General features: G+C 28.5%; 28 protein-coding genes and 1 riboswitch. Of the genes, 27 read left to right on the forward strand and 1 reads right to left on the reverse strand.

All coding sequences use genetic code 11. From position 1 onward, the window contains the following. Positions 1-185 precede the first annotated feature (185 nt). The 22 genes from CSBG_RS02890 (at position 186) to CSBG_RS02995 (ending at position 21,517) form a co-directional block, all read left to right on the forward strand. Positions 186-512: an ATPase gene (locus tag CSBG_RS02890; protein ID WP_008676916.1), complete on the forward strand. Its 327-nt coding sequence runs from the start codon at positions 186-188 to the stop codon at positions 510-512. Further along, entirely contained in the window at positions 499-2,454 is a 1,956-nt protein-coding gene (locus CSBG_RS02895) for a V-type ATP synthase subunit I (RefSeq protein ID WP_008676917.1), read from the forward strand. Before CSBG_RS02890 ends, CSBG_RS02895 begins: the two co-directional genes overlap by 14 nt. A 13-nt stretch (positions 2,455-2,467) precedes the next feature. Further along, positions 2,468-2,953, forward strand: a complete 486-nt coding sequence (locus tag CSBG_RS02900; RefSeq protein WP_008676919.1) for a V-type ATP synthase subunit K — start codon at positions 2,468-2,470, stop codon at positions 2,951-2,953. Positions 2,954-2,971: 18 nt separating this feature from the next. Then, positions 2,972-3,562 (forward strand): V-type ATP synthase subunit E, encoded by a 591-nt coding sequence (locus CSBG_RS02905; RefSeq protein WP_008676921.1) that lies wholly within the window; start codon positions 2,972-2,974, stop codon positions 3,560-3,562. A 12-nt stretch (positions 3,563-3,574) separates the two neighbouring features. Beyond that, on the forward strand, positions 3,575-4,576 hold the full coding sequence (locus tag CSBG_RS02910; protein WP_008676922.1) for a V-type ATP synthase subunit C: 1,002 nt from the start codon (positions 3,575-3,577) through the stop codon (positions 4,574-4,576). Then, positions 4,569-4,880 carry a V-type ATP synthase subunit F gene (locus tag CSBG_RS02915; protein ID WP_035285596.1) on the forward strand — a complete coding sequence of 104 codons (312 nt, stop codon included), beginning with the start codon at positions 4,569-4,571 and terminating at the stop codon, positions 4,878-4,880. Before CSBG_RS02910 ends, CSBG_RS02915 begins: the two co-directional genes overlap by 8 nt. Positions 4,881-4,897: 17 nt before the next feature. Continuing rightward, positions 4,898-6,679, forward strand: coding sequence for a V-type ATP synthase subunit A (locus CSBG_RS02920; RefSeq protein WP_008676924.1), 1,782 nt, complete (start codon positions 4,898-4,900; stop codon positions 6,677-6,679). Beyond that, positions 6,672-8,054 carry a V-type ATP synthase subunit B gene (locus tag CSBG_RS02925; RefSeq protein WP_008676925.1) on the forward strand — a complete coding sequence of 461 codons (1,383 nt, stop codon included), beginning with the start codon at positions 6,672-6,674 and terminating at the stop codon, positions 8,052-8,054. Before CSBG_RS02920 ends, CSBG_RS02925 begins: the two co-directional genes overlap by 8 nt. 2 nt (positions 8,055-8,056) lie before the next feature. Further along, on the forward strand, positions 8,057-8,698 hold the full coding sequence (locus tag CSBG_RS02930; protein WP_008676926.1) for a V-type ATP synthase subunit D: 642 nt from the start codon (positions 8,057-8,059) through the stop codon (positions 8,696-8,698). A gap of 244 nt (positions 8,699-8,942) precedes the next feature. Beyond that, positions 8,943-9,896 (forward strand): MraY family glycosyltransferase, encoded by a 954-nt coding sequence (locus CSBG_RS02935; protein ID WP_008676927.1) that lies wholly within the window; start codon positions 8,943-8,945, stop codon positions 9,894-9,896. Between the two features lie 205 nt (positions 9,897-10,101). Further along, positions 10,102-10,635 (forward strand): GNAT family protein, encoded by a 534-nt coding sequence (locus CSBG_RS02940; RefSeq protein WP_008676928.1) that lies wholly within the window; start codon positions 10,102-10,104, stop codon positions 10,633-10,635. A 162-nt stretch (positions 10,636-10,797) separates the two neighbouring features. Further along, positions 10,798-10,921, forward strand: a riboswitch (SAM riboswitch). A gap of 167 nt (positions 10,922-11,088) precedes the next feature. After that, on the forward strand, positions 11,089-11,982 hold the full coding sequence (metF, locus tag CSBG_RS02945) for a methylenetetrahydrofolate reductase [NAD(P)H] (RefSeq protein ID WP_008676929.1): 894 nt from the start codon (positions 11,089-11,091) through the stop codon (positions 11,980-11,982). A 62-nt stretch (positions 11,983-12,044) separates the two neighbouring features. Next, on the forward strand, positions 12,045-12,503 hold the full coding sequence (locus CSBG_RS02950) for an S-ribosylhomocysteine lyase (protein WP_008676931.1): 459 nt from the start codon (positions 12,045-12,047) through the stop codon (positions 12,501-12,503). A 281-nt stretch (positions 12,504-12,784) separates the two neighbouring features. Then, on the forward strand, positions 12,785-13,261 hold the full coding sequence (locus CSBG_RS02955; protein ID WP_035284950.1) for an NAD(P)H-dependent oxidoreductase subunit E: 477 nt from the start codon (positions 12,785-12,787) through the stop codon (positions 13,259-13,261). Position 13,262: 1 nt separating this feature from the next. Next, the gene (locus tag CSBG_RS02960; RefSeq protein WP_008676933.1) at positions 13,263-15,167 is read left to right on the forward strand and encodes an NADH-ubiquinone oxidoreductase-F iron-sulfur binding region domain-containing protein; all 1,905 of its coding nucleotides are present in this window, start codon (positions 13,263-13,265) and stop codon (positions 15,165-15,167) included. Then, positions 15,168-16,895 (forward strand): NADH-dependent [FeFe] hydrogenase, group A6, encoded by a 1,728-nt coding sequence (locus CSBG_RS02965; protein ID WP_008676934.1) that lies wholly within the window; start codon positions 15,168-15,170, stop codon positions 16,893-16,895. It begins immediately after the preceding gene. 267 nt (positions 16,896-17,162) lie between these two features. Then, positions 17,163-17,714, forward strand: a complete 552-nt coding sequence (locus tag CSBG_RS02970; RefSeq protein ID WP_008676935.1) for a DUF5317 family protein — start codon at positions 17,163-17,165, stop codon at positions 17,712-17,714. Positions 17,715-17,743: 29 nt separating this feature from the next. Continuing rightward, positions 17,744-18,205, forward strand: a complete 462-nt coding sequence (locus CSBG_RS02975; protein ID WP_008676936.1) for a hypothetical protein — start codon at positions 17,744-17,746, stop codon at positions 18,203-18,205. Further along, positions 18,202-18,879: an accessory gene regulator B family protein gene (locus CSBG_RS02980; protein ID WP_008676937.1), complete on the forward strand. Its 678-nt coding sequence runs from the start codon at positions 18,202-18,204 to the stop codon at positions 18,877-18,879. Before CSBG_RS02975 ends, CSBG_RS02980 begins: the two co-directional genes overlap by 4 nt. Beyond that, a complete protein-coding gene (locus CSBG_RS02985; RefSeq protein WP_008676938.1) occupies positions 18,860-18,994 on the forward strand; it encodes a cyclic lactone autoinducer peptide in 135 nt (44 codons plus the stop codon). Before CSBG_RS02980 ends, CSBG_RS02985 begins: the two co-directional genes overlap by 20 nt. 56 nt (positions 18,995-19,050) lie before the next feature. Continuing rightward, entirely contained in the window at positions 19,051-20,751 is a 1,701-nt protein-coding gene (locus tag CSBG_RS02990; protein WP_008676940.1) for a diguanylate cyclase, read from the forward strand. Positions 20,752-20,827: 76 nt separating this feature from the next. After that, complete coding sequence (locus CSBG_RS02995; RefSeq protein ID WP_242825264.1) at positions 20,828-21,517, forward strand: Gfo/Idh/MocA family oxidoreductase; 690 nt, start codon at positions 20,828-20,830, stop codon at positions 21,515-21,517. 247 nt (positions 21,518-21,764) lie between these two features. On the opposite strand, the gene CSBG_RS03000 is transcribed toward CSBG_RS02995, so the two are convergent. Further along, positions 21,765-22,901, reverse strand: coding sequence for an AI-2E family transporter (locus CSBG_RS03000; RefSeq protein ID WP_008676941.1), 1,137 nt, complete (start codon positions 22,899-22,901; stop codon positions 21,765-21,767). Positions 22,902-23,110: 209 nt separating this feature from the next. On the opposite strand from CSBG_RS03000, the gene CSBG_RS03005 reads away from it, so the two are divergent. The 5 genes from CSBG_RS03005 (at position 23,111) to CSBG_RS03025 (ending at position 26,673) form a co-directional block, all read left to right on the forward strand. Further along, complete coding sequence (locus CSBG_RS03005) at positions 23,111-23,701, forward strand: NUDIX hydrolase (RefSeq protein ID WP_008676943.1); 591 nt, start codon at positions 23,111-23,113, stop codon at positions 23,699-23,701. 86 nt (positions 23,702-23,787) lie between these two features. After that, positions 23,788-24,771: an alpha/beta hydrolase gene (locus CSBG_RS03010; RefSeq protein WP_008676945.1), complete on the forward strand. Its 984-nt coding sequence runs from the start codon at positions 23,788-23,790 to the stop codon at positions 24,769-24,771. A gap of 280 nt (positions 24,772-25,051) precedes the next feature. Next, a complete protein-coding gene (locus CSBG_RS03015; protein WP_008676947.1) occupies positions 25,052-25,603 on the forward strand; it encodes a GNAT family N-acetyltransferase in 552 nt (183 codons plus the stop codon). Positions 25,604-25,731: 128 nt separating this feature from the next. After that, positions 25,732-26,169 (forward strand): MarR family transcriptional regulator, encoded by a 438-nt coding sequence (locus CSBG_RS03020; protein WP_008676948.1) that lies wholly within the window; start codon positions 25,732-25,734, stop codon positions 26,167-26,169. A gap of 111 nt (positions 26,170-26,280) precedes the next feature. Then, a complete protein-coding gene (locus CSBG_RS03025) occupies positions 26,281-26,673 on the forward strand; it encodes an HsmA family protein (protein WP_008676949.1) in 393 nt (130 codons plus the stop codon). The last annotated feature ends 114 nt before the right edge of the window (positions 26,674-26,787 follow it).

Here is a 26,787-nt window from a genome sequence, read left to right on the forward strand (position 1 = left end):
TTATATTAAACAAGCAAGAAAACATTTACAATAGTTGAAAAATTATGTTTGTTTCTCCAAATCAAGATTAAAGATATTGAAAAAAACGTCAAGCGGTGTATAATGGAAGATATGAAAGAGTAATTAATACTATATAAAGTATTAATTTCTATATTATTATTTACAATAATAAAGGTGGTGAGATTTTGGCATTAGAAGCAATAAATGAAATTAAAAAGGCTGAAGAGAAAGCTGAAGAGCTAATTCAAGAAGCTATGAATAACTCAAAAGAAATAGTAAAAAATGCAAGCATTCAAGCAGAAGAGGAGTATAGTAAAACTCTAAGTGAAGCAAACTCAAAAAAAGCACAAATTATAGCTAAAGCAGAAGAGGAAGGAAATTCAGAAGCAAAGCCTATATTAGAAAAAGGTGAAAAAGAAGTAGCAAGCATTAAAAATATTTCTGAAGAGAAAAAGAATAATGCTATTAATTTAATCGTTGAGAGGATAGTGAAGATTCATGGCAATAGTTAAGATGAACAAATTCACTTTGCTTACCTTTGAATCTAAAAAGCAAAAACTTTTAAGGGAAATACAAGGACTATCTAATGTAGAATTTATTAATTTACAAGATGATGAGTTCCTTGAAAAATATGAAGAATTAAAAAGCTTAGCTAAAGACGATATAGATTTAGAGTATTCAAAGTATGAAGAAAATTTATCAAAAGCTAAATTTGTCCTAGAATTTCTTAAAAAATATGTTCCTAAAAAATCAGGATTAAAGTCATTACAAGAAGAAAAGCTAACATTAACTTTAGATGAATTAGATGAAAAAGTTAAAGCCTCTAAGTGGGAAGAAAGCTATAATAAAGCAAAAGAAAAAGAGGCAGAGCTGGCTAATTTAGATTCAAATATAACAAAGTTACAGGCTGAAATAGATACTTTAATTCCTTGGCAGGATTTAGATGTAGCTTTTAGTGAAATAAAAGATTTGAAAAATACATCATATTTCCTAGGAACTATAGCAAAATCTTATGAAGATACTTTATTAGAAGAGTTATCAAATGCATATGTTGAAATAATATCAAGAAGTAGCAATGATATTAATCTTTTAATTTTATCTAATAAAGAAGATAGTGAAAATGTATCAGAAGTTCTAAGGGGAGTTGGATTTAGCGCCTTTAAAACCGAACATAAAGATGTTCCGATGAAGCTTATTTTAGAATTTAAGCATCAGATAGAGGAACTTCAATCAAAGAAATTCTTTATTGAAGAAGAAATTGCAAGCTTTGAAGAAGATTTAAAGAAGTTAGAATTAGCTTATGATTATTTTGTAAGTAAAGTTGAACGTGTTAAAGTTTCAACGAATTTCTTAAAGACAAAAAATATATGTGCAATTCAAGGATGGATAGCACAAGAAGATAATGAGGAATTAAAGTCTATATGTAGTAATACTCTTAAAAATGATTACTATATAGAATTTGAAGATGTTAAGGAAGATGAAATAGATGATGTTCCAATTAAACTTAAGAATGGTGAACTTGTTTCGGCTTTTGAAAGTGTAACTGGAATGTATAGTTATCCTAAATATAATCAAATAGATCCAACACCGTTACTTGCACCATTCTATTTAATATTCTTTGGAATGATGGTAGCAGATGTAGGATATGGACTATTAGTTTTAATAGGAGCAGCATTAGCTCTTAAATTCTTAAAACTAGATGAAGGTAAAAAAGATTTTGCAAAATTCTTTTTATACTTAAGTTTTCCAACAATATTTTTTGGAGCAATTTATGGATCATTTTTTGGAGATATTATAACATTACCAACCCAAATAATAGATACCAATAAAGATGTTATGACTATAGTAATTTTATCTTTAGCATTAGGAGTTATTCAAATCTTCTTTGGACTATTTATAAAGGTTTATAGTTTAATTAGAATTGGAAAAGTAAAAGATGCATTATTAGATCCAGGTTCATGGATAATAACATTATTATCCATAGGTGGAATTGCAGCAGTTAAATTTTTAAAATTACCTAATATATTAGGTAATATATTTATTGGTACAGCAATTATTGGTGCTATATTAATAGTTATAGGTGGAGGAAGAGAAGAAAAATCTACAGGAGCCAAGATAGGTCAAGGGTTATATTCCTTATACGGCATAACAGGATATGTAGGAGATTTAGTTTCTTATACGAGACTTATGGCTTTAGGATTAGCAGGTGGTTCAATTGCAGGTGCTTTAAACCTATTAATTCATACTTTACCAGGTGTAGCAGCAATAGTAATAGGACCTATATTATTTGTTCTATTCCATATATTCAACTTAGGTTTATCATTACTTGGAGCTTATGTTCACACAGCAAGACTTCAATATGTTGAGTATTTTGGTAAGTTCTATGAAGGTGGCGGAAGACCTTTTAAAGCATTTAAAGTTTCAGAAAAGTATATAAAGATTAAAAGAAATTAGGAGGAATTATAAAATGGAAATGTCATGGATTCAATTTTTTATGGAAAATAACGGTGGATTAATATTTGCAGCTATGGGAGTAGCTTTAGCAGTTGGTTTATCTGGTATAGGATCAGCTAAAGGTGTTGGTATAGTTGGTGAAGCAGCAACAGGATTAGTTACAGAAGAACCAGAAAAGTTTGGTAAGGCATTAGTTCTTCAATTATTACCAGGTACACAAGGTTTATATGGTTTCGTTATAGGATTCTTAGTATTTACTAAAATGGCTTCAGGAATGCCATTAGATCAAGGTTTATATTTATTAGGTGCTTGTTTACCAATAGCATTTGCAGGTCTTTGGTCTGGAATAGCACAAGGTAAAGTTGCAGCAGCTGGTATTCAAATATTAGCTAAAAACCCAGAACATAACACAAAAGGTATAATATTATCAGCGATGGTTGAAACATACGCATTATTAGGATTCGTTATTTCATTCATGTTAGTAAATAAAGGATTCTAGGATTGGAGAGAATAGGCTATGGCAAGTGTAAATAATCTGACTTCTAAGATCCTTAGGGATGCTGAAGATAGAAAGGAAAGTATTTTAGCTTCTGCTGAAGAAGAGAAAAATAATATTCTTTCAAAGAAAATAGCTAAAGCCAAAGAACTTGAAAAGGAAATTATACAAAAGGCTGAGCTTGAAGCTAAAACTAAGAAAGAAAGAATTCTATCTTCTGCTTCGCTTAAGGTTAGAAACAATAAGTTATCTGCAAAGCAAGAAGTTATAAAAGAAGTATTTGAAAAAAGTATAGATATGTTAGCAACTATATCTGGAGATGATTTTTTAAGATTTATAAAAAATTCAATACTTTCTCTAGGTGAAATAGGAGAGCAAACATTAATTTTAAATAAAGACGGAATGGAAGTAGTAGATCTTACTTTTATTTATGATTTAAATCAATCATTAGGAGATAAAGGAAACATTAAGTTAAGTCCTAATACTGGAAATTTTAAAGGTGGATTTATTCTTGAAAGTAATGGTATAGAAATCAACAACACATATGAAGCTTTAGTAAGTTCATTAAAAGATGAATTGGAGTTTGAAGTAGCAAGAGTGTTGTTTAATTAAGGAGGGTAAGAGATGGATGTAATGAAATTTACCCAAGCTGTATCAAGAATATGGGTTTTAGAAACTAGACTTCTTGATAAGCCTAAAATTGATAGAATGATAGAAGCTCCATCAGCAAATGAAGTACTAAGAATATTAAATGAAACAGAGTATTCAAATGTTTCAGCTAATGTAAAGAGACCAGAAGATTATGAAGAAATATTAACAGCAGAATTAAAAAGGGTATATGAACTAGTCTACGAAATAAGCCCTGTAAAAGATGTTGTGAAGTTAATGAGTTTAAAATATGACTATCATAATATAAAGGTACTTCTAAAGGGAAAAGTATTAGGTAAGGATTTATCTTCAATGCTTATACAATTAGGTAGTCTAGATTTACAGGAAATTAAACGTAAGATAGATGGAGATAATTTTAAAAGCTTAAACGGAAACCTTGGAAAAGGAGTTCAAGAAGCAATGAAATCTTTTGAGGAAACTAAAGATCCTCAAAAGATAGATATAATAATAGATAAATATATGTATAAAGAGTTAGTAGATATAAAGAAGTCATTGAATTATAAATTCATAGATAATTTAGTAAAAGCTATGATAGATTCTACTAACATAAGAACTTTACTTAGAATAAAGAAGCAAAATAAAGGAAGAGATTTCGCTGGGGAAGTTATGGTTAATGGTGGAGAAATAGATAGTAGCAAGCTTATAGCTTTACTAAATGAATCCCCAGAAAACATAATGGCTAAATTACAAAGTACGATTTATTCTGACTTAATAAAAGAAGGATTTGAGAGTTATATCGCTACAGAATCTGCAAGTCTTTTAGAAAAGTTAAGTGATAATTATATCATGGAGTTAATGAAAAATTCTAAGTTAGTTACATTTGGACCAGAAAAAATACTATCTTATATTTATGCTAAAGAAACAGAGATAAAAGTAATAAGAATTATAATGGTTGGCAAGCTTAATAATATTGCTGAGGAAGTAATAAGAGAAAGGTTGCGTGATATATATGCATAAGAAAATAGGTGTTGTTGGCGATAAGGATTCGGTTTTAGCTTTCAAAGCTTTAGGAATAGATGTATTCCCAGTAGTTGAAGCTGATGAAGCAAGAAAAGCAGTTGATAGCTGTGCAAGAAATGACTACGCAGTAATTTTTGTAACAGAGCAAATAGCACAACATATTCAAGAAACGATAGCACGTTACAATGAACAAGTACTTCCGGCTGTAATATTAATTCCAAGTAATCAAGGTTCATTAAATATTGGACTAAAGAGAATTAGTGATAGTGTGGAAAAAGCTGTTGGCGTTAATATTTTATAGGAAGGTAGGTTATTGATTTGAAGACCGGAAAGATAATTAAGGTTGCAGGTCCTTTAGTTGTTGCTGAAGGAATGGAAGAAGCAAATATATTCGACATGGTTAAGGTTGGAGAAAAAGGTCTTATCGGAGAAATCATAGAAATGAGAAATGATAAGGCATCTATCCAAGTTTACGAAGAAACTACAGGAATAGGACCAGGGGACCCAGTTGTTACAACTGGAGAGCCATTAAGTATAGAATTAGGACCAGGACTTATAGAATCAATGTTCGATGGTATCCAAAGACCACTTGATGCATTTGCTAAAGCAGCAAATTCACCATTTTTAAAAAAAGGTGTAGCAGTTAAGTCATTAAATAGAGAAAGACTTTGGAAATTTGAACCTACAGCAAAGGTAGGAGATGTAGTTGAAGCTGGAGATATAATAGGAACAGTTCAAGAAACTACAGTAGTACTTCATAAGATAATGGTTCCTTATGGGGTAAAGGGTACAATAAAAGAAATTAAAGCTGGAGAATTTACAATAGTTGATACTGTATGTGTAGTAGAAACTGAAAAAGGTGATAAGGAATTAACATTAATGCAAAAATGGCCAGCAAGAAAAGGTAGACCATATGCAAGAAAGTTAAAACCAGATGCCCCAATGACTACAGGTCAAAGAGTTATAGATACATTCTTCCCAGTTGCTAAGGGTGGAGCAGCAGCAGTTCCAGGTCCGTTTGGAGCAGGTAAAACAGTTGTTCAACACCAAGTGGCCAAATGGGGAGATACTGAAATAGTTGTATATGTTGGTTGTGGTGAACGTGGAAACGAAATGACAGATGTTCTTAATGAATTCCCAGAACTTAAAGATCCTAAGACTGGTGAAAGCTTAATGAAGAGAACAGTTCTTATAGCCAATACATCAAACATGCCAGTTGCAGCTAGAGAAGCTTGTATATATACAGGAATAACAATTGCAGAATACTTCAGAGATATGGGATATTCTGTTTCAATAATGGCAGATTCAACTTCAAGATGGGCAGAAGCTTTAAGAGAAATGTCTGGTAGACTTGAAGAAATGCCGGGTGATGAAGGTTATCCAGCATACCTTGGATCAAGACTTGCAGATTATTATGAAAGAGCAGGTAAGGTTATTTGTTTAGGTAATGATGGTAGAGAAGGAGCTGTAACAGCAATAGGAGCAGTTTCACCTCCAGGAGGAGACCTTTCGGAGCCAGTTACACAATCTACATTAAGAATAGTTAAAGTTTTCTGGGGACTAGATGCTCAACTTGCATATAAGAGACATTTCCCATCAATTAACTGGTTAAATTCATATTCATTATATGCAGATACTATAGATGAGTGGATGAATAATGAAGTTGCATCAGATTGGGCAACTTTAAGACAAGAAGCAATGACTTTACTTCAAGAGGAATCAGGACTTCAAGAAATAGTAAGTCTTGTTGGTATAGATGCTTTATCAGAAGTAGATAGATTAAAGCTTGAAGTTTCAAAATCAATAAGAGAAGATTACCTTCAACAAAATGCATTCCATGAAGTTGATACATATGCTTCATTAGATAAGCAATATAAGATGTTAAAGTTAATTCTTCTATTTAGAAAAGAAGCAGAAAGAGCATTAAAAGCAGGTGTTTACTTAAATGAGATTTTAGGCTTAAGTGAAGTTAGAGATAAAATTGCAAGAAGTAAATATATTCATGAAGATAATATAAATAAGATAGATGAAATAGAAGTAGAATTAAAAGCTGCTATAGATGCATTAATCAACGAAAAGGGAGGGGTTCTAAATGCTTAAGGAATATAAAACAGTTACAGAAGTTGTAGGACCTTTGATGGTAGTTGAAGGTGTTGAAGGCGTTAAGTATGATGAACTAGTTGAAGTAGAGCTTCAAACTGGTGAAAAAAGAAGAGGTAGAGTTCTTGAAATAAATGGAACAAGAGCTATGGTTCAACTTTTTGAAGGTTCATCAGGAATAAACTTAAAGGAAACAAAAGCTAGATTCTTAGGAAGACCACTTGAACTTGGTGTTTCTGAAGATATGCTAGGAAGAATATTTGATGGTATGGGACACCCAATTGATAATGGGCCTAATATAATTCCAGAAAAAAGATTAGATATAAATGGTGAAGCTATTAATCCAGTATCAAGAGATTATCCATCAGAATTTATTCAAACTGGTATTTCAGCTATTGATGGACTTAATACATTAGTAAGAGGACAAAAGTTACCTGTTTTCTCAGCATCAGGACTTCCTCATGCACAATTAGCTGCACAAATAGCAAGACAAGCGAGAGTTTTAAATTCAGATGCTAACTTTGCAGTTGTATTTGCTGCAATAGGTATTACATTCGAAGAATCACAATTTTTCGTTGATGAATTTAATAAAACAGGTGCTATAGATAATTCAGTATTATTTATGAACCTTGCATCTGATCCAGCTATCGAAAGAATAGCAACTCCAAGAATGGCTCTTACTACAGCGGAATTCTTAGCTTATGAAAAAGGAATGCATGTACTTGTTATAATGACTGATATAACAAACTATGCAGAAGCATTAAGAGAAGTTTCAGCTGCTAGAAAAGAGGTTCCAGGCAGAAGAGGATATCCAGGATATCTATATACTGACCTTTCAACTTTATATGAAAGAGCAGGTAGACTTAGAGGAAGAGATGGGTCTATAACTCAAATTCCTATTTTAACAATGCCAGAAGAGGATAAGACACATCCAATTCCAGACTTAACTGGATATATAACAGAGGGACAAATAATTCTTTCAAGAGAGCTATATAAGAAAGGTATTATTCCTCCAATAGATGTATTACCATCACTTTCAAGACTTAAAGATAAAGGGATTGGTAAAAATAAGACTAGAGAAGATCATGCTGATACAATGAACCAATTATTCTCAGCTTATGCACAAGGTAAGCAAGCTAAAGAATTATCAGCAATCTTAGGGGAATCAGCTTTATCAGATATAGATAAGCAATATGCTAAGTTTGCAGAAGCATTTGAAGAACAATATGTATCTCAAGGTTTTACAACAAACAGAAGTATAGAAGAAACATTACAATTAGGATGGAAGCTTTTAAAGATACTTCCAAGAACAGAGCTTAAGAGAATAAGAGATGAGTATCTTGAAAAGTATATGCCAAAGGGAGATGAAGAATAGCCATGGCAAGATTAAATGTCAATCCTACTAGAATGGAGATGTCTAAGCTAAAAAAGAGATTAGCAACAGCTACAAGAGGACATAAACTTTTAAAGGATAAGCAAGATGAGCTTATGAGACAATTCGTTAATCTTGTCAAATATAATAATGAATTGAGAAAGTCTGTAGAAGCAGAGCTTCAAGGATCTCTTAAGGACTTTGTTATGGCTAGAGCTGTTATGAGCTCAGAATTTCTAGAGGAAGCAGTAGCTTATCCTAAAGAAAGTATATCTGTTGAAGTAGGAACTAAAAATATAATGAGTGTTAATGTTCCGGAGATGAATTTCCATAGACAGCTTGAAGGAGATGAAGGAAGTATATTCCCTTATGGTTTTGCAAGTACGTCATCTGAATTAGATGATTCAATTGCTAAGCTTTATGGAATCTTACCAAAGTTATTGGAACTTGCAGAAGTTGAAAAGTCAACTCAACTTATGGCAGATGAAATAGAGAAGACTAGAAGAAGAGTTAATGCTCTTGAATATATGACAATTCCTTCTCTGCAAGAAACTATCAAGTATATAAGAATGAAACTTGATGAAAATGAAAGAGGAGCTTTAACTAGATTAATGAAAGTTAAAGATATGATACAAGCAAGAAATTAAAAAATGTCCCCTTTTGGGGACTTTTTTTATATTAAAGCAGAAATAGGTACGTTGGCTTTAAATGAGATTTATACAATAAGTAAATCTATTATATGTTTTTATATTTTTTATTTTAAAGTAGGAGATAGAAATCGTCATAGTTTTGTCATTGATAATAATATTTATAAATAGTATAATAAGATAATGAATTTAAGAGACATAATGAATTTGAATAATATTACAGTTAAGAGGTTAAGGAGAAATTATGCGATATATATTATCTTTTATATTAGCATTTTTAATAGTATATTTAATAACACCAATTTTGATTAAATTATCTTTTAAATATAGCTTTACAGACAAACCTACAAAAAGAAAAAAACATAAAGGTGAAACTCCACTTTGTGGCGGATTAGCTATGTTTATAGGATTTTTTACAGTATATTTTACAGTTAACAATTATACATCGATTAAAGAAAAATCATGGATATTACTAGGCTCAGCTTTAATATTATTAATAGGATTAATAGATGATAGTTTCAAAACTAGAGGAAAGGAATTTCCTATATATCCAAGATTAATAATTCAATTATTGGCTGCATTTATTATATTTAAATCAGGAATAGTTTTTAGAGGATTTACAAATCCGTTTACAGGGGTTTATATACAGTTATCAGGAGTAATACAATTTATACTTACAATTACATGGATATTTGGAGTAACAACGGTTATAAATTGGTCAGATGGTATGGATGGACTTGCCGGTGGATTATCATTGATTTCATCAATAACATTTGCAGCAGCTGCAATTATTCTAGGACAAAGTGAATCTATAAGTATGTCACTAATAGTAACAGGAGTAACTTTAGGATTTTTAATGTATAATAAATATCCAGCAAAGATTTTTATGGGAGATTCAGGAGCAAATTTTTTAGGATTTATATTGAGTATAATAGCTTTAGATGGTGCCTTTAAGCAAGCAACTTTAATGAGCTTATTTATTCCAATACTAGCTCTAGCAATTCCTATATTTGATAATTTGTTTGTTATAATAAAAAGATTTATGGATGGAAAACCAGTATATCAAGCGGATAGAAGCCAAATACATTATAGATTGGAAGCTAAGGGGTTTACTCCAAAGCAAGTTGTAACGTACATAAATATGGTTAGTTTAGCCTTTAGTATAATTTCTATAATATTACTTTTAATAAAAAACTAGAATAAAATATTTATTATAAAAATAATAAAAGGATTTGATTTATATATAAAATAAGTATATAATTACTGAAATAAAATAATTAATTAGAAAATTCAGCCAAAAGGCTGAATTTCTTTTAAAGAAAAATAGTTTGAAGATTCAAAAAGAGATCATCAACTATCCAGTTTCAATTATCCATTATAAATTGTAAAAGGGGGGTATTATCATGTATAGTGGTAAATTAGTAAAATTAAGGGCGTATAAGGAAGCGGATATAGAAAAAGCAGTAGAGTTTATAAATGATGAAGAAGTGAAAAAACTATTAGATTCTAACATTCCATTTCCAATGACTAAATGGCAAGAAGAAGAGTGGGTAAAAAGTAGAAAAGCAAATACCGATTTTACTTATGATTTTGCAATTGAGGATTTAAAAACTGGAAAGTATATAGGTGGATGTAGCATTAATGAATGTAATGTGAAAAATAGAACTTGTGAAATAGGAATAATGATTGGGGATAAAGAATACTGGAGCAAGGGATATGGAAGCGATGCACTAAAATTGCTAATAAAGTTTATATTTGAAGAAGTAAATATGAATAAGATAAAGCTTAAAGTTTTTTCTTTTAATAATAGAGCTATTGCATGCTACAAGAAAGTTGGTTTTAAAGAAGAAGGTATATTGAAAAAAGAATTATATAGAAGTGGAAAATATTACGATGTAATACCAATGGCAATTTTTAAAGATGACTTTGATAGTTGAAATCATCAAATATGAAACTTATAGATAATTCTTTTGTGAATTTGTCTATATAATTTAATAGCTAAAGAAGTGTATTTATAAATTTTAATTTAAAATATATAATTTCAATATATATTTACAAATGTTTGTAAATAAAATATAATATAGAAAAAGAATATTTAAAACTTATCAAGAGTGGTGGAGGGACTGGCCCTAAGAAACCCAGCAACCTACGTAGGTTAATTATAATGAATGATTTTCACTTATATAACCTCATTGTGTGGTGCTAATTCCTGTTAGATAAGGGTAATTCATAGGCTGTATATTAATACCTAAAGGTTATCCTTTAGGTATTTTTTTATGTATAAAGAATAACTTTCAGCTATCAATATCCATTGTTAAATATAAACTATCAATAGAAATTGTAAATTATCTATATATTATCAATTATTCATTGAAAAAAGGGGGCAAAACATGAATATAAATAATTTATTTGATAAAAAAGAGGTGGTTTTTTCTTTTGAGATATTTCCACCAAAACAAGAATCAAAAATTGATACTATTTACAATACTTTAGAGGAATTAAAAGATTTAAAGCCAGATTTTATAAGTGTAACATACGGGGCAGGTGGAAGCTTATCTAAGAACATGACATGTGAGATTTCATCAATAGTAAAAAATAAATATAAAATAGAACCATTAGCTCATTTAACATGTATAAACTCAAATAAAAACCAAGTAAATTCCATTTTAGATAACTTAAAGCAGTCAGGAATAGAAAATATATTGGCTTTAAGAGGTGATATTCCGTTAGGTTATAAGGGAAGTAATGAATTTGATCATGCAAGTGATCTTATAAAGCATATAAAGCAAAGGGGAGATTTTAATATAGTTGGGGCATGTTATCCTGAAGGACATTTAGATAGTAAAAACTTAGAGGAAGATATAATTAATCTAAAGAAAAAACAAAAAGCTGGTGCTACACACTTAATTTCACAATTATTCTTTGATAATGAGTACTTTTATAGTTTTTTAGAAGAAAAAGAAAAGTACAATATAGATATTCCAGTACAAGCAGGAATAATGCCAGTTATAAATACTAAACAAATAAATAGAATTGTTTCATTATGTGGAGCTAAGCTACCAAAGAAATTTATTAGGATAATGAATAAATACGAATTTAATCCTGAGGCATTAAGAGATGCTGGAATCGCATATGCTACAGAGCAGATAGTAGATTTGATATCAAATGGAGTAGATGGAATTCATTTATATACTATGAATAATTCGTATGTTGCTAAAAGAATAAGCACAAGTATATTTTCTATATTAGATACTATAAATAATTGTGAAAGATTAATAAACTAGTTGATATATTAATGAGGGTAGATATTTAAAGATAAATAAGATAGTTATGTGGAGGATGTAATATGGAAAAAGTAGAAAGTTTTGAATTAGATCATAGAATAGTTAAGGCACCATATATAAGAAAGTGTTGTTTGCTAACAGGTAAAAAGGGAGATAATGTAACAAAGTTTGATATTAGATTTTTACAACCAAATAAAGAAGCCTTTGGAACAGCTGCGATGCACGGACTAGAGCATCTTTTGGCACATGAATTAAGAAGTAGATTAGAAGGAATAATAGATTTATCACCAATGGGATGTAGAACTGGATTCTATTTAAGTATATGGGGAGATAGAGAAGCTTATGAAATAAAAGAAGCATTAGAATTATCTTTAAGAGAAGTTTTAAAGGCGACAGAAATACCTGCTGCTAATGAAATTCAATGTGGAAACTACAGAGACTTATCATTATTTGGAGCAAAAGAGTATGCTAAGGAAGCTCTAGAAAAAGGTTTTTCATTAAATATATATGGAGAAAAATAAGTGTTTTATGCAGAATTATAAGTTGATTTTAAGTATAAGACATATAATAATTTATTAATGAATAAAAATATACTATAAGATATAGGAGTTGTATTCTAATATGAAAGGATTAGAATACAACTTTTTTATTTCCTATGTAAGTATAAATGAAATGAGATTTAATAGCCAGTAAAATAAATCAATAGTGGCAGGTATTTTATATATTTTAAAAAAAATAGAAATATGATACTATTTAATTGTTAGAATATTTTAAAAATTCAGTTAAAGATGGGGGAGATAATTTGAGAGATAAATGTGGTAAATTTAAAGATTTAGAACTATTTATCCAAGAAGGGAATGATGATGAAAGTTCATTAATTTCTGTATTACATCATGCCCAAGGATTATATGGGTATTTAGGAAGAGAGGTTCAGGAGTATATAGCTTATAGATTAAATATACCAGTATCTAAGGTATATGGGGTAATAACTTTTTATTCATATTTTTCTACAGAACCAAAAGGAAAGTATGTAATAAGTATATGTACTGGTACAGCATGCTTTGTTAGAGGGGCATGTGATATATTAGAGGATTTTAAAAAGATACTTGGAATAAAAGAAGGGGAAACAACCAATGATGGATTATTCACTTTAGATACATTAAGATGTGTTGGATCATGTGCTATAGCACCCGTTGTACTTGTAAACGATAAAGTTTATGGATATTTTACTAAGCCTCAAGTAAACGAATTAATAAATAATTTAAGGGAGCAAGGTTAATATGGAGAAAATAAGTACTTATAATGCTTTATTAAAAAAATATAAAGAATGTAAAAAGAAAATAGAGGTTAGAGAAAATCCAGAAAAATTTAATAATGATGAAATAAAAGAAAGGCATATATTAATTTGTGGAGGACCAGGATGCAAAGCATCAAATTCTGACAATATCTTAAAGGCATTTAATGAAGAAATAACAAGATTAAATTTGCAAGAAGATGTAAAAGTTATAATGACAGGATGCTTTGGATTTTGTGCAAAAGGTCCTGTAATAGAAATTATGCCAGATAAAGTATTTTATATAAAGGTAACAGAAGAAGATGTTAAAGAGATAATAGAAAGTCATATTCTTGAAGGTAGAGTTGTAGACAGGCTGCTTTATGAAAATGAAGAAACTAAGGAAAAAATAAAAGTAAAAGAAGAGATACCTTTTTATAAAAAACAAGTGAAAATAGCATTAAAAAATTGTGGAGTGATAGATCCTGAAAATATGGAGGATGCTTTAGGTGTAGGAGCTTACACAGCGCTAGGCAAAGTATTAACAACTATGACTCAAGAAGAAGTTATAAAAGAAGTAAGTGAATCTGGACTTAGAGGAAGAGGCGGTGGAGGTTTTCCAACGGGAAGAAAGTGGGAAGCTGCTAGAAGAGCAAATGGAGATGTAAAATATGTAATTTGTAATGCTGATGAAGGAGATCCGGGAGCTTTTATGGATAGAGCAATATTAGAGGGAGACCCTAATTTAGTATTAGAAGCAATGGCTATTTGTGGTTATGCAATTGGAGCTAGTAAAGGATATATTTATATAAGAGCGGAATATCCATTAGCTGTTCATAGATTAAAAGTAGCATTAAAGCAAGCGAAAGATATAGGACTTTTAGGAAGCAATATATTAAATACAGGATTCAATTTTGATATTGAAATAAAGTATGGAGCAGGAGCTTTTGTTTGTGGTGAAGCTACAGCGCTAATTCATTCAATTGAAGGACTAAGAGGAGAGCCAACAATGAAGCCACCAAGGACTTCAGAAAAAGGATTATGGCAAAGACCAACTTGTGTTAATAATGTGGAAACTTTTGCAAATGTTAGTCAAATAATTAACAATGGTGCTAAATGGTATAGTTCAATAGGAGCAGAAAAATCTGCTGGAACTAAGGTTTTTGCTTTAGCAGGAAACATTAATAATGTAGGTTTAGTAGAAATCCCAATGGGAATGCCATTAAGAGATATAGTTTATGAGATAGGCGGAGGAATTATTAACAATAAAGCGTTAAAAGCTATACAAACAGGAGGACCTTCAGGTGGTTGTATACCAGTAGAGTACCTAGATTTACCTATAGAGTATGATACTTTAACATCAATTGGATCAATGATGGGCTCTGGAGGGATGATAGTAATGGATGAAGATAACTGTATGGTTGATATAGCCAAGTTTTATTTAGAATTTAGTGTTGATGAATCTTGTGGCAAATGTACTCCTTGTAGGATAGGGAATAAAAGAATATTAGAATTATTAAAGAAAATTACTGATGGTACGGCAGTAGAAGAAGATTTAGAAAAAATTAATGAATTATGTGAAGTTGTTAGAGACGCATCTCTTTGTGGACTTGGAGAAGCAGCTCCCAATCCTGTATTAAGTACTTTAAAGTTTTTTAACAATGAGTATAAAGAGCATGTAATAGATAAAAAATGTACTGCAGGAGTATGTAAAGGATTAGTGAAATATGAGGTTACAGATAGTTGTATTGGATGTACTAAATGTTTAAGGGCATGTCCTGTATTAGCTATTAAAGGTAAAATTAGAGAAAAACATATTATTAATATTGATAAATGTATAAGATGTGGTTTATGCTACGAAGCATGTCCGACTAAAGCTATTATAAAAACTAGCTTAGGAGGTGAATTCTAGATGATAAGTGTTAAGATAAATGGAGTTAATGTAGAGGTAGAAAAAGGAACTAGTATTTTAGATGCTGCAAAAAAACTTAATATAAATTTACCTACATTATGTCATATGTATATGGTGGATGGAAAAACAAGAAATTGCAAGGGAACTTGTAGGGTATGTGTTGTTGAAGTAGAAGGTTGGCATGGATTGGTACCAGCATGTGCAACTGAAGTAAGCGAAGGGATGTCAATAAAAACAAATTCTTTAAAAGCTATTAGAGCAAGAAGGACTATAGTTGAGCTATTATTATCAAATCATCCAAAAGATTGCTTAAATTGTGATAAAAATATGAATTGTGAGTTGCAAAAATTAGCATCAGATTTAGGGGTAGAAGAGAATAAATATGAGGGCGAAAAAGTAAAATTCGATCTAGATGTTTCAGATGGTTTTGTTAGGGATAGAGAAAAGTGTATTTTATGTAGAAGATGCGTAACTTCTTGTAATGATATTCAAAAAGTTCATGCAATAACAGTAGCTAATAGAGGTTTTGAGACAAATATATCGACATTTTCAAATGACTCAATAAATGAGACTAATTGCACTTATTGTGGACAATGTGTAGCTGTCTGTCCTACAGGTGCCTTAAGAGAAAAAAGCGATTATAAAAAAGTATGGGAAATTTTAGATGATAATAATAAGTATGTTGTAGTTCAAATTGCACCTGCTGTTAGGTCAGCACTTGCTGAAGAATTTGGGTTAGAATCAGGTGAATTATCAACAGGAAAAATTGTAACTGCACTAAAATTGCTATCTTTTGATTCTGTTTTTGATACTAATTTTGCAGCAGATTTAACTATAATGGAAGAAGCAAATGAATTTATAGAGAGATTTACTTTGGGTGAGAACTTGCCGCTTATAACTAGTTGTTGTCCAGCTTGGATAAATTATTCTGAATCTAATTATTATGATAACTTAAACTTAGTATCTAGCTGTAAATCACCTCAACAAATGTTTGGAGCTATAGCTAAAAATTACCTTCCACAGGAGTTATCTATAAAAAGAGAAAATTTAGCGGTAGTATCTATTATGCCATGTATAGCAAAAAAGCATGAAGCAAATAGAAAAGAAATGCAAGACATTGATGGTATAAAGGATGTAGATTTAGTTATAACTACAAGAGAGCTTGCTAAAATTATAAAAGAAGCTGGAATAGATATAGTTAATTTACATGATTCAGAATTTGATAATCCTTTAGGAATGTCAAGTGGTGCAGGTACTATTTTTGGAACTAGTGGAGGGGTAATGGAAGCAGCGCTTAGAACCGCTTATGAATGGATAACCGGTAAAGAATTAGAGAAAATAGATTTTGAAAATGTAAGAGGACTAGAAGGCATTAAGGAAGCTAAAGTGGATTTAAATGGAAAAGAAGTTAATGTAGCAGTTGTTAGTTCATTAGGAAATGCAAAAAAAATAATGGATGAAATTAAATATGGAAATTCAAAATATCACTTTATTGAGGTAATGGCTTGCCCTGGAGGATGTATTGATGGAGGTGGTCAGCCTTTTATAAAGTCAAATAGAGATGTGCTAAAAAAGAGAATGAATTCAATATATAATGAAGATAAAAATAAAGTTATTAGAAAATCTCATGAAAATCCTATGATACAGAAGCTATATAAAGATTATTTACAAAAGCCAAATAGCTATATTGCGCACCATATTTTACACGTTAATTATAAAAGAATCTAGCTAAATAATATATAATAAGATTAATTATATTATAAAAAATATATTAAAATTTAGTTATATATAAAGGGAAACATCAAGTTTCCCTTTTATTCTAATAAAATTAATCAAAAAAAATAAAATATTGGGAAAAATATCAAATAAAACGTTTTAATTCAAAAAAACTATGGAAAACAATAACATATAATAGTATAATTACTACGTAAACAAGAATATAAAATCTTTTTGGAGTATATTGATTTATTAAAGAGATTATTGAAAGGACAATATATGATTGAAACTATATTAATTTCGCTAATATTTTGTAAAATAAAGAAGTTAAAAATAAAACCTTTATTTAAAAGTTGGGCTATATATCCAGTATTATTTATGGAGGTAGTTTATTTTATTGTACAAGCTAATATATTTATGGAAAATTATGAAGTTATTAAGTATGCAAATGTACTAAAAACTATATATTTATGTTCATATTTACCATTAGTTTTTATCTTTAGGCAGTATATAGTTGCTATTATTGGTTCTATTTTTGTTATAATTGGAGGAATATTAAATGATATAGCAATTGCAGCTAATAATGGATTTATGCCTGTTTTTCCAACATTATCATATTTAACTGGGTACGCAAAATTAGATGCTTTTAGTAAGGTAAACGATATACATATATTGGGGGACGAAACGACTAAATTGAAGATTTTAACAGATATATTTGATATTGGATTTAGTGTACTTAGTATAGGCGATATTTTCATTAGATTTTATGCATTTCTTATAATTTATAATGTAGTAAAGTCTTTGAATGTAACAAATGATAAGATGAATTAGTTAATTCATATAAAAAAGGGAGATATGACATGTTAAAATTACAACCGATAGAATTTTTCTTAAGAGTAATACCAGAAGGATTTCTTTTTATATTTGCTATTTATGTATTTTCACAAATTAATATAACTAGAAAAAATTATATAATATCTAGCTTATTATTTTCTAGCTCAGTGTATATAATAAGATTGCTTCCAATAAATTATGGGGTACATATGACTTTATCAGTACTATTTTTATTGTTTATATCTATAGTATATAACAAAATTGATGTAATTCGTGCAATAAAAAGTATTATAATCTTATATTTAATTCAACTAATATCAGAAGCAGTTAATGTTTTAGGACTTAATTTAATGAATCTTGATTTGGATAAGTTATTTAAAGATCCAATAAAAAAATCAATTTTAGGATTGCCATCATTATTAATTACATTAATAATAATTATTATATTTTATTTAATAAATAAAAAAAGAGGGAAGCTTAAAAAATGAATTTAGAGCTATTATGTAAAAATATATCTTATAATTTAAAAAAAGAATTAAATTTGGATGATGATAAAAGAAGTATCATAGAATATGGTTTATATGCTGTTATACATATGGCTATATCAATATTAACAGTAGCCATATTTGGAAAAATATTTGGAGTAATGTATGAAGCTTTAATTATATCATTCGTTGAAGCTATATTAAGAAAATATTCTGGGGGAGTTCATGCAAGTACGCCATTTAACTGTATATTAATAGGTATAATAGTAGCGGTATTACCAGGATATTTAATTAAAAGTATTAATTTAAATATTAATTATATAGTTTTTATTGGAGCTATTACATATATAATTTCATTAATTATTATTTATAAGTTAGCTCCTGTAGATAGTCCAAATAAACCAATAAAAAAAGAACAAAAAATAAAAAAGTTAAAAAAGAGCTCTTTAATAGTATTATCTATTTATATGATTATAGTATGTTATAATATAGTAATGTATTATATCAGCAATAGTCAGATTTTTTTAATTTACTCTGTTTGTATATATGCTGGTATATTATGGCAGGTATTTACTTTAACCAGATATGGTCATATTTTAGTAGGTATATTAGACTCTTTATTAATAAAAATTATGAAAATGATAGGAGTTGAAAAAAATGAAAAGATTAAACAATAAAATTTTAATGGCAGTTGCAACTTTCGCTACAGTAATTGCATCAGTAGTAGCTACTTCAGCATGTTTCTGGGCTGTATATCAACCAGAAGAGCCAAAGGCTTTAAGAGATGAATAATTAAATAAAGATCGGAGTTATCCGATCTTTATTTAAGTTACTAAGAGGTGGACAATTTGAACAAAATAAATAAAGATAAAAGAAAACAAATAAATGATATGGTTTCAATAGTAAAATTAGCATCATTAATGTTCACAGCTATTATATTTTTTCAATATATTTTTAATGATAATGAATTTTTAAATAATTTAGTATATCAACAAATTATGTTTATGGCATTAGGGATTGTAATGTTATTATTATTAGGAATATATCTTGTATGGTCATTTTCATTAAATGACAGAATAAACAAAAGTAAATATAGAAAGATTATATTTATTGAGAACTTGTTTTTTATTGCAATATTCTTTTTAGCAATAACACTTTCGGGGGCTTATGCAAGTGAGTATAAATATATATTTTTATTTATAATAACTAGCTCAACTATACAGTTGGGATTAAAGGATGGAATAACAGTTGCTTTTATTTCTTCCGTTTTAATATTAGGAATTGATATTTTTTGTTTTCCAAATGCAGGAGCAGTTAATAAATATTTTCAAAATGATTTAATACTATCAGGTATTTTTCTTCTTACAGCTTGGCCTTTGGGATTTTATGTTAAAATTGAAGATGAGCATATTAACAAGTTGGAGGAATTAGTAAATAAGGACGGATTAACAGGGGTATATAATCATAGGTATTTCCATGATGCATTGAAAGAGAAAATAATATTATCAGAGAAGGATAAAGAACATACTTCTATGATATTTGTTGATATAGATTATTTTAAGCATTATAACGACCTATATGGACATCAAAAGGGAGATGAAGTCTTAAGATCTATAGGCGATATATTAAAAAATAATATAAGAGAAGGTGATATTGCAGCGAGATACGGGGGAGAAGAATTTGCAGTGATATTACCAAATACGAAAGAAGAAGAAGCTTTGTCCCTAGCAGACAAATTAAGGTCCACTATAGAGAAAACTAAATTTTATGGAGAGGAAAATCAACCAAGAGGAGTTTTGACAGCTTCTATGGGGGTTTCTGTTTATCCAGACAAAGCTAAAAGTGATGTAGAACTTATAAAGAGCGCAGATGATGCGTTATATAGAGCAAAGTTTTTTAATAAAAATAGAGTTGAGACATATACTTCTATATTAGATGAGCTTAAGAATGACATAGATGAAAAAGATATAGAATTAGTTACATCAATTAAAACTTTAATAAGTGTAATTAATGCTAAGGATAGATATACATATGGACACTCTGAGAGGGTAGTCTTATATAGTAGATTGTTAGCAGAAAAGCTAAAGCTAAATAAAGTTGATACAGATACTTTGATATATGGAGCTTATATGCATGATATTGGAAAAATAAATATAGCTCAAGATGTATTGATGAAGAAAATGCCATTAACGACAGAAGAATGGGAGTTATTAAAGCAGCATCCAGAAAGTGGAGCTGAAATAATAAAACCTGTAAAATCATTAGAAAAGATGGTTCCAATTATATTGCATCATCACGAAAAATATAATGGAACTGGTTATCCAGATGGATTGAAGGGCGAGGAAATTCCTTACTTATCGAGAGTTCTTACTGTTGTGGATAGTTTTGATGCAATGACTTCAAACAGACCTTATAATCAAAGAAAAACATATGATGAAGCTATAATAGAACTAAGAAAATTTAGTGGAAGTCAATTTGATCCAGTTATTGCAGATAAATTTATAGAAGTAATAAAAGAAAATAAAGATAGGTTAGATAATCTTATTTAAGTGAGGGGATTGGTATCTTCTCGCTTTTATTTTATGATAAAATTGAATCAAAATATATTTTAAAGAGGTGAATTTAATGAGAATAGGAATAATTGGTTTAGGAAATATATGTGAAAAGGCTTATTTACCTGTTATTACAGCTATAGAGGGAATAGAAATAGTATTTTGTACTCGTAATAAAGAAAGATTAAATAGTTTATCAAAAAAATATAGGATAAATGAAGCAGTATCTACTATAGATGAGTTAATTAATATGAATATTGATGCGGCCTTTGTTCATACAGCTACCGAAAGTCATATAGAAATAATAGAAAAGCTTTTAAATAATAATATTCATGTTTATGTAGATAAGCCTATAAGTTATAGTTATGAGGATAGTATAAGAGTTTCTAATTTAGCTAAGGAAGTTAATAAAATATTAATGGTGGGATTTAATAGAAGATTTGCACCAATGTATTCAAACTTAAAAAACTATGGTACACCTTCTGTTATAAAGCTAGAAAAAAATAGAGTAAATAGTCCAAAAGATCCAGTAGTTTTTGTTTTAGATGATTTCATTCATGTTATAGATACATTAAGATTTTTAATGGATGAAGAGATAGAAAGTATAAACGTAAATGGGCTAAAGAGGGATGGGTTAATTTATAATGTTGTTGTTACAATGACAAGTAAAAATACAACGTGTATAGCAATGATGAATAGAGATAGTGGAGCTAATGAAGAGGAGCTAGAATATACATCATCAAGGAAAAAAAGTAATAGTTAGAAATTTAATAGATTCAAAGGTACTAATAAAAAATGTAGAAGAAAATAAATCTTTTAAAGATTGGGATACCATTTTATATAGAAGAGGATTTGAAAATATAATAAATGAGTTTATTAATTCTGTAAAGTTAGGAGTTCAGGCAACTCCAACAATAGAAGATGCATTAAAGACTCATAAAATATGTGATGAAATTTTAAACAAGATAAATGAAATTTAATAAGGAAGTGAGATTAATCTCACTTCCTTATTAAATCTTTATATTTTTATTAATTAATCTTTTATTAGTATATTCTTTAATAAGTTGATAAGCTACGCTAAATGTTGGTATTCCAATTAACATACCTATTAATCCCAGCGTACTACCGCCAACTAACATGGCAAGCATAACCCATATTGCAGATAGTCCAACGGAGTTTCCAACTACTTTAGGATAAATGATATTACCTTCAAATTGTTGTAAGCATAAAATAAATACAATAAACCATAAAGCTTGTATAGGATTTATTATAAGTATTAAGAATACAGCTGGAATAGTACCAATAAATGCCCCGAATACTGGAATTAATGCTGTTACTCCAATAAGAACACTAATAAGTAATGAATAAGGCATTGAGAATATATTCATTCCTACAAAGCAAAGTGCTCCTAATATAACAGCTTCTATGCACTGACCTGTTATAAATTTTGCAAAAGTAACATTAGCAAGTCTACCAATCTCTATTATTTTATCTGCTATAGATTTCTTTGAAAAAGCATATAATATTTTTTTAAAATGATATATTAGAGTTTCCTTGCTAGCTAACATATAAATTGTTAATACTATAGAAAGAACAAAATTAACAACACCACTAGTGATATTCATTGTAGTATTCAATATACCAGTGAGAGAAGTAGTTAATAATCCTCCAAAGAATTGAAGTAATTCTTTCCATGTGCTCATTAAAGTATTATATAAATTTTGTAAAATTTCAGTTGATGAAACAAATTCATTTATTAATGCTTCGAAAGATTTTATATATTCAGGAACAGTATCTAGCAGTGTTGAAACACTTGATACTAATTGTGGAATAACAAATAAAGCTAAAGCTATTATAAGCCCAATAACAGTAATAAATGTTGTTAAAATAGATAGAGGTCTCTTTAAGCCTCTTACAAAACTTGATTTTTCTTTATCTAAAAAATAAAATACGTTTTTTTCAAAGAATTTCATAGGTAAATTCAATACAAATGCCATTGCAAAGGCTATGATAAATGGACTTAAAATTCCTATAACATTTCCAAATGAAACAACTACATATTTTATATTTAAAAGTACAAAATATAAAACGATCAAATATGTTCCAAGTAAGATATTTTGTTTAAATTTGTTGTTTATTTCTTTCAAATTTATACATCCTCCAATTGCTTAAAATATAATAAAAAATTAGAACCAAGTTTAAGTTAGATTATTTTTTAGTACTATATAGAAAATATAATATAATTTTAAATCAATAAGTGAATTAATACCAGTAATAAAAGTTAAATCATTTGTAAAATAAATATGAAATATATATAATAATAACTGTAAATTAAAATTGTAATGGAGTTGAGGGTATGAGTAAGGTAAGGATAAGTAATATAACAACATTAGCAGATACAAAATATTTAAAGTTGTATAATGCAGATTACATAAATAAAAAGGGTGATTTAAGAAATTGGAGTATAGCATCAAGAAAGGATTTAGAAACTATAAAGAATAAATTTTTTCGTGGAGAAGAAGATAAAATAGATGCAGTTGTAATAGTTGCAAAGCATATAACAGAAGATAAGTTGGTTGTAATAAGACAATTTAGAGTTCCTATAAATGGCTATGTGATTGAATTACCAGCTGGACTTATAGATAATAATGAAAGTTTTGAAGATGCAGTGAAGAGGGAATTAAAAGAAGAAACAGGTTTAGACCTTATTAGCATAGATTATAAAAATACTAAAGAGAGAGTTTATGTTTCAGTAGGTATGACTGATGAGTCTGTAGCTCTAGTTCAATGTACATGTGATGGAGATATATCATCAGATAACTTAGAGGATGATGAAGATATAGAAGTGATAATGGTTTCAAAAGAAGAAGCTAGACAACTTATAGATTCTAATGAAAATATAGATGTTAAAGCACTGCTTGCAATGCAAAACTTTATATTAAGCTAAAAAGGTAGGGAATATCCCTACCTTTTTTAATAAATTTTCTAAAATGAGATAAAATATTAAGGACTATTGTGTATAGGAGTGCTAAAATGAGAGACGAAATTATAAGCAATAAAAGAGAATATTTTAATAATTTTGGGATGGATGAAGATATAGTAGAAAAGGTTAAAAAAGAGCTTTCATATATAAAACAATCAGGATGTTTTACTGGAGAAAATAATATAAAAATATATTATGAAAAATATAAAGTAAAAAAAGAAATAGCTAAAATAGTTATTTCTCACGGATTTACAGAATGTATAGAAAAGTATAAAGAGATAATATACTATTTCACAAGAGAAGGATATTCTGTTTATATAATGGAGCATAGAGGACATGGGAGATCTGGGAAATTAGGAGTGAAAGATAATACACAAGTAAATGTAGAAAATTTTAATTATTATATAGAAGATTTGAAAAAATTTATTGATAAAATAGTAATTAAAAATAATAAAAGTTTATATTTATTTTCTCACTCTATGGGTGGAGCAATAGGTGCTATGTTTATAGAAAAATATCCAGATTATTTTAATAAAGCTATTTTATCATGTCCTATGCTAGAGATAGCAATAGGAAAAGTTCCATGTTTTCTTGCTAGAAGTATAGCAAAAATAAGTATATTATTTGGAAAAGGTGATGAATTTATATTTGGTAATATACCTTATGAAAGTACATACGATTTTATGTTAGCATCAACATCAAATGAAAGTAGGTATAGAGCTTATTATAAAGAAATAGTATGCAATGAAAAGATACAAAGAGGTGGGGGATCCTTTAGATGGCTATATGAATCTTTAAAAGCAATTAAGTATATATTTAAGAAGAAAAATATAGAGAAGATAAAGATACCAGTTTTAATATTTCAAGCTGGCAATGATACTTTAGTTGGTGAAAAGGGAGAAAAAAGATTTTCAAAAAAATGTGATAAATGTGAATTAGTTAGATTTGAAAATGCGAAACATGAACTTTATTTAGAAAATGATGATGTATTAGTACCGTATTTAGAAAAAATATTTATTTTTTTAGAAAGCTGAAATAATAATAAAAAAATATTATTTAATTAATTAATATAATTATTAGAAAATATGTAATTATTATGATTATTAATATTAAGCAGGATATATATAAATATATGCCTGCTTTTAGTATTAACAATAATATTATTATAAAAATATGATATTATATAAGTTACAAGAAAACTTAACATTTAAATAAAATATCTAAGGAATTGATAGTGTAAAAATAAAGTTAGTAATTTAGTAACTTATATAAAAATTTAAATAATATATATAGTAAATAAGGAGGTATATTAAAATGCAGGAGATACTAAGGTTAAAAGATAAAAGTGGAAATTTGGTTGATGCTAAATATAGAGAATTAGATTTAAGTTATATAGATCAAATAATGGGTCTACAAGATATAATAATGGACGGACTAGAAGATAAGCAATTATATGCTCCTACAGAAAAAAATGAATTTATAGAGTATTTCAAAAAGGGTGCTAAAATAATAGGTTATTTAAATGAAAAAGAAGAGCTAATTGCTATGGCTGTTTATATAAAAAAAGGTTATGAAAAAGGCAATTATGGTTATGATCTAGATTTAGAAGGAGAAAAGCTACTTAAAGTTGGTCAAGTTGAATCAACTGTAGTTAGAAGTGATTATAGGGGAAATGGGCTTCAAAGAATACTTTGTGAAAAGATTGAAGATATAGCTAAAGAAGATAATGTTAAATTATTAACATCGACAGCATCACCATATAATAAGTATAGTGTTAGTACATTTGAAAACTTAGGATATAAAATTAAAAAAGATAAAATTAAGTATGGAGGATTAAGAAGATATGTATTAGCTAAAGAATTATAAATTAATGTAGCTACTGAGTTTTGCAGTAGCTATTTTAAATTCATTAAGTTATATGTATTGTAATATAAATATAAGTTATAATATTATTAAACTATATTAATTAGAAAAATATATTTAAAGGAGAAAATATGAAAAATAAATTTGATTCATTTGAAATGGCGATGCTTATAAAAGAGATATATTCAAGTACTATGAATATTTTAAGTAGTAGTTTGAAGGAAAGTGGATTAACTCATCAACAAATAATGGTTATAAAGATAATAGGTCACAATAAAGAGGTAACGATATCAAAGCTTTGTGAAGAAATGCACCTTGCAAAGGGAACAGTATCAGGGATTGTACAAAGGTTAGAAAGTATAGGCTATTTAGAAAAAATAAAATATGATAGTGATAAACGTAATACATATGTTAGGTTTTCTGATAAGGGATTAGAGTTTTCAAAGGAATTCAGAATGAAAATAAATAATAGCTTTGATATAGTTTTTGATAAGTTTACTAATGAAGAGGGGGAACGTGCAATAGAAGAGCTCAGAAGAATAAAAGATAAGATAAAAAAGATTAATTAGAGATTTTAAATTTAATCTCTTTTTAGTCTTGACATAAGGAATATTGAAAAGTATAATAGTTTGCATACGAACTAAATAGTTTGTATGCAAACTTATTTGGAGGGATGAAAGATGAATTCAGAATTAATTTTAGCTATTGTAACTATAACATTAGCACTAGTATTTTACACAATAGGTGTATTTGGAGAAAGAAAGGCTAAGAGCTTAAACAAAAAACATGTAATTATATTTTGGTTAGGTTTAATTTTTGATACTACAGGAACGTTAACAATGAGTAAGATAGCAGAAGAAGGAATAAAAGAAATTTCAGAAGTTTCTCAAATGATCCATGGTGTAACTGGACTTTTAGCTATTATTTTAATGTTATTTCATGCTTTATGGGCAACTTGGGTTTTATATAAAAATGATGAAAAGAAAAAAGCTACATTCCATAAGTTTAGCATAGCTGTATGGTTAGTATGGTTAGTACCATATATAGTTGGTATGATAATTGGAATGATGTAAAAGTGGGAGCTTATTCCTTTGAATAAGCTCCTTTTTTTATATAAAGTAAAAAATATTTAGAAATACAAAGCTAATATAAGTTATTAGTAAATAATTAGACAATATAGTTCAAAT

The organism is Clostridium sp. 7_2_43FAA (assembly GCF_000158375.2).
In the GTDB taxonomy this organism is placed as follows: domain Bacteria; phylum Bacillota; class Clostridia; order Clostridiales; family Clostridiaceae; genus Clostridium; species Clostridium tertium.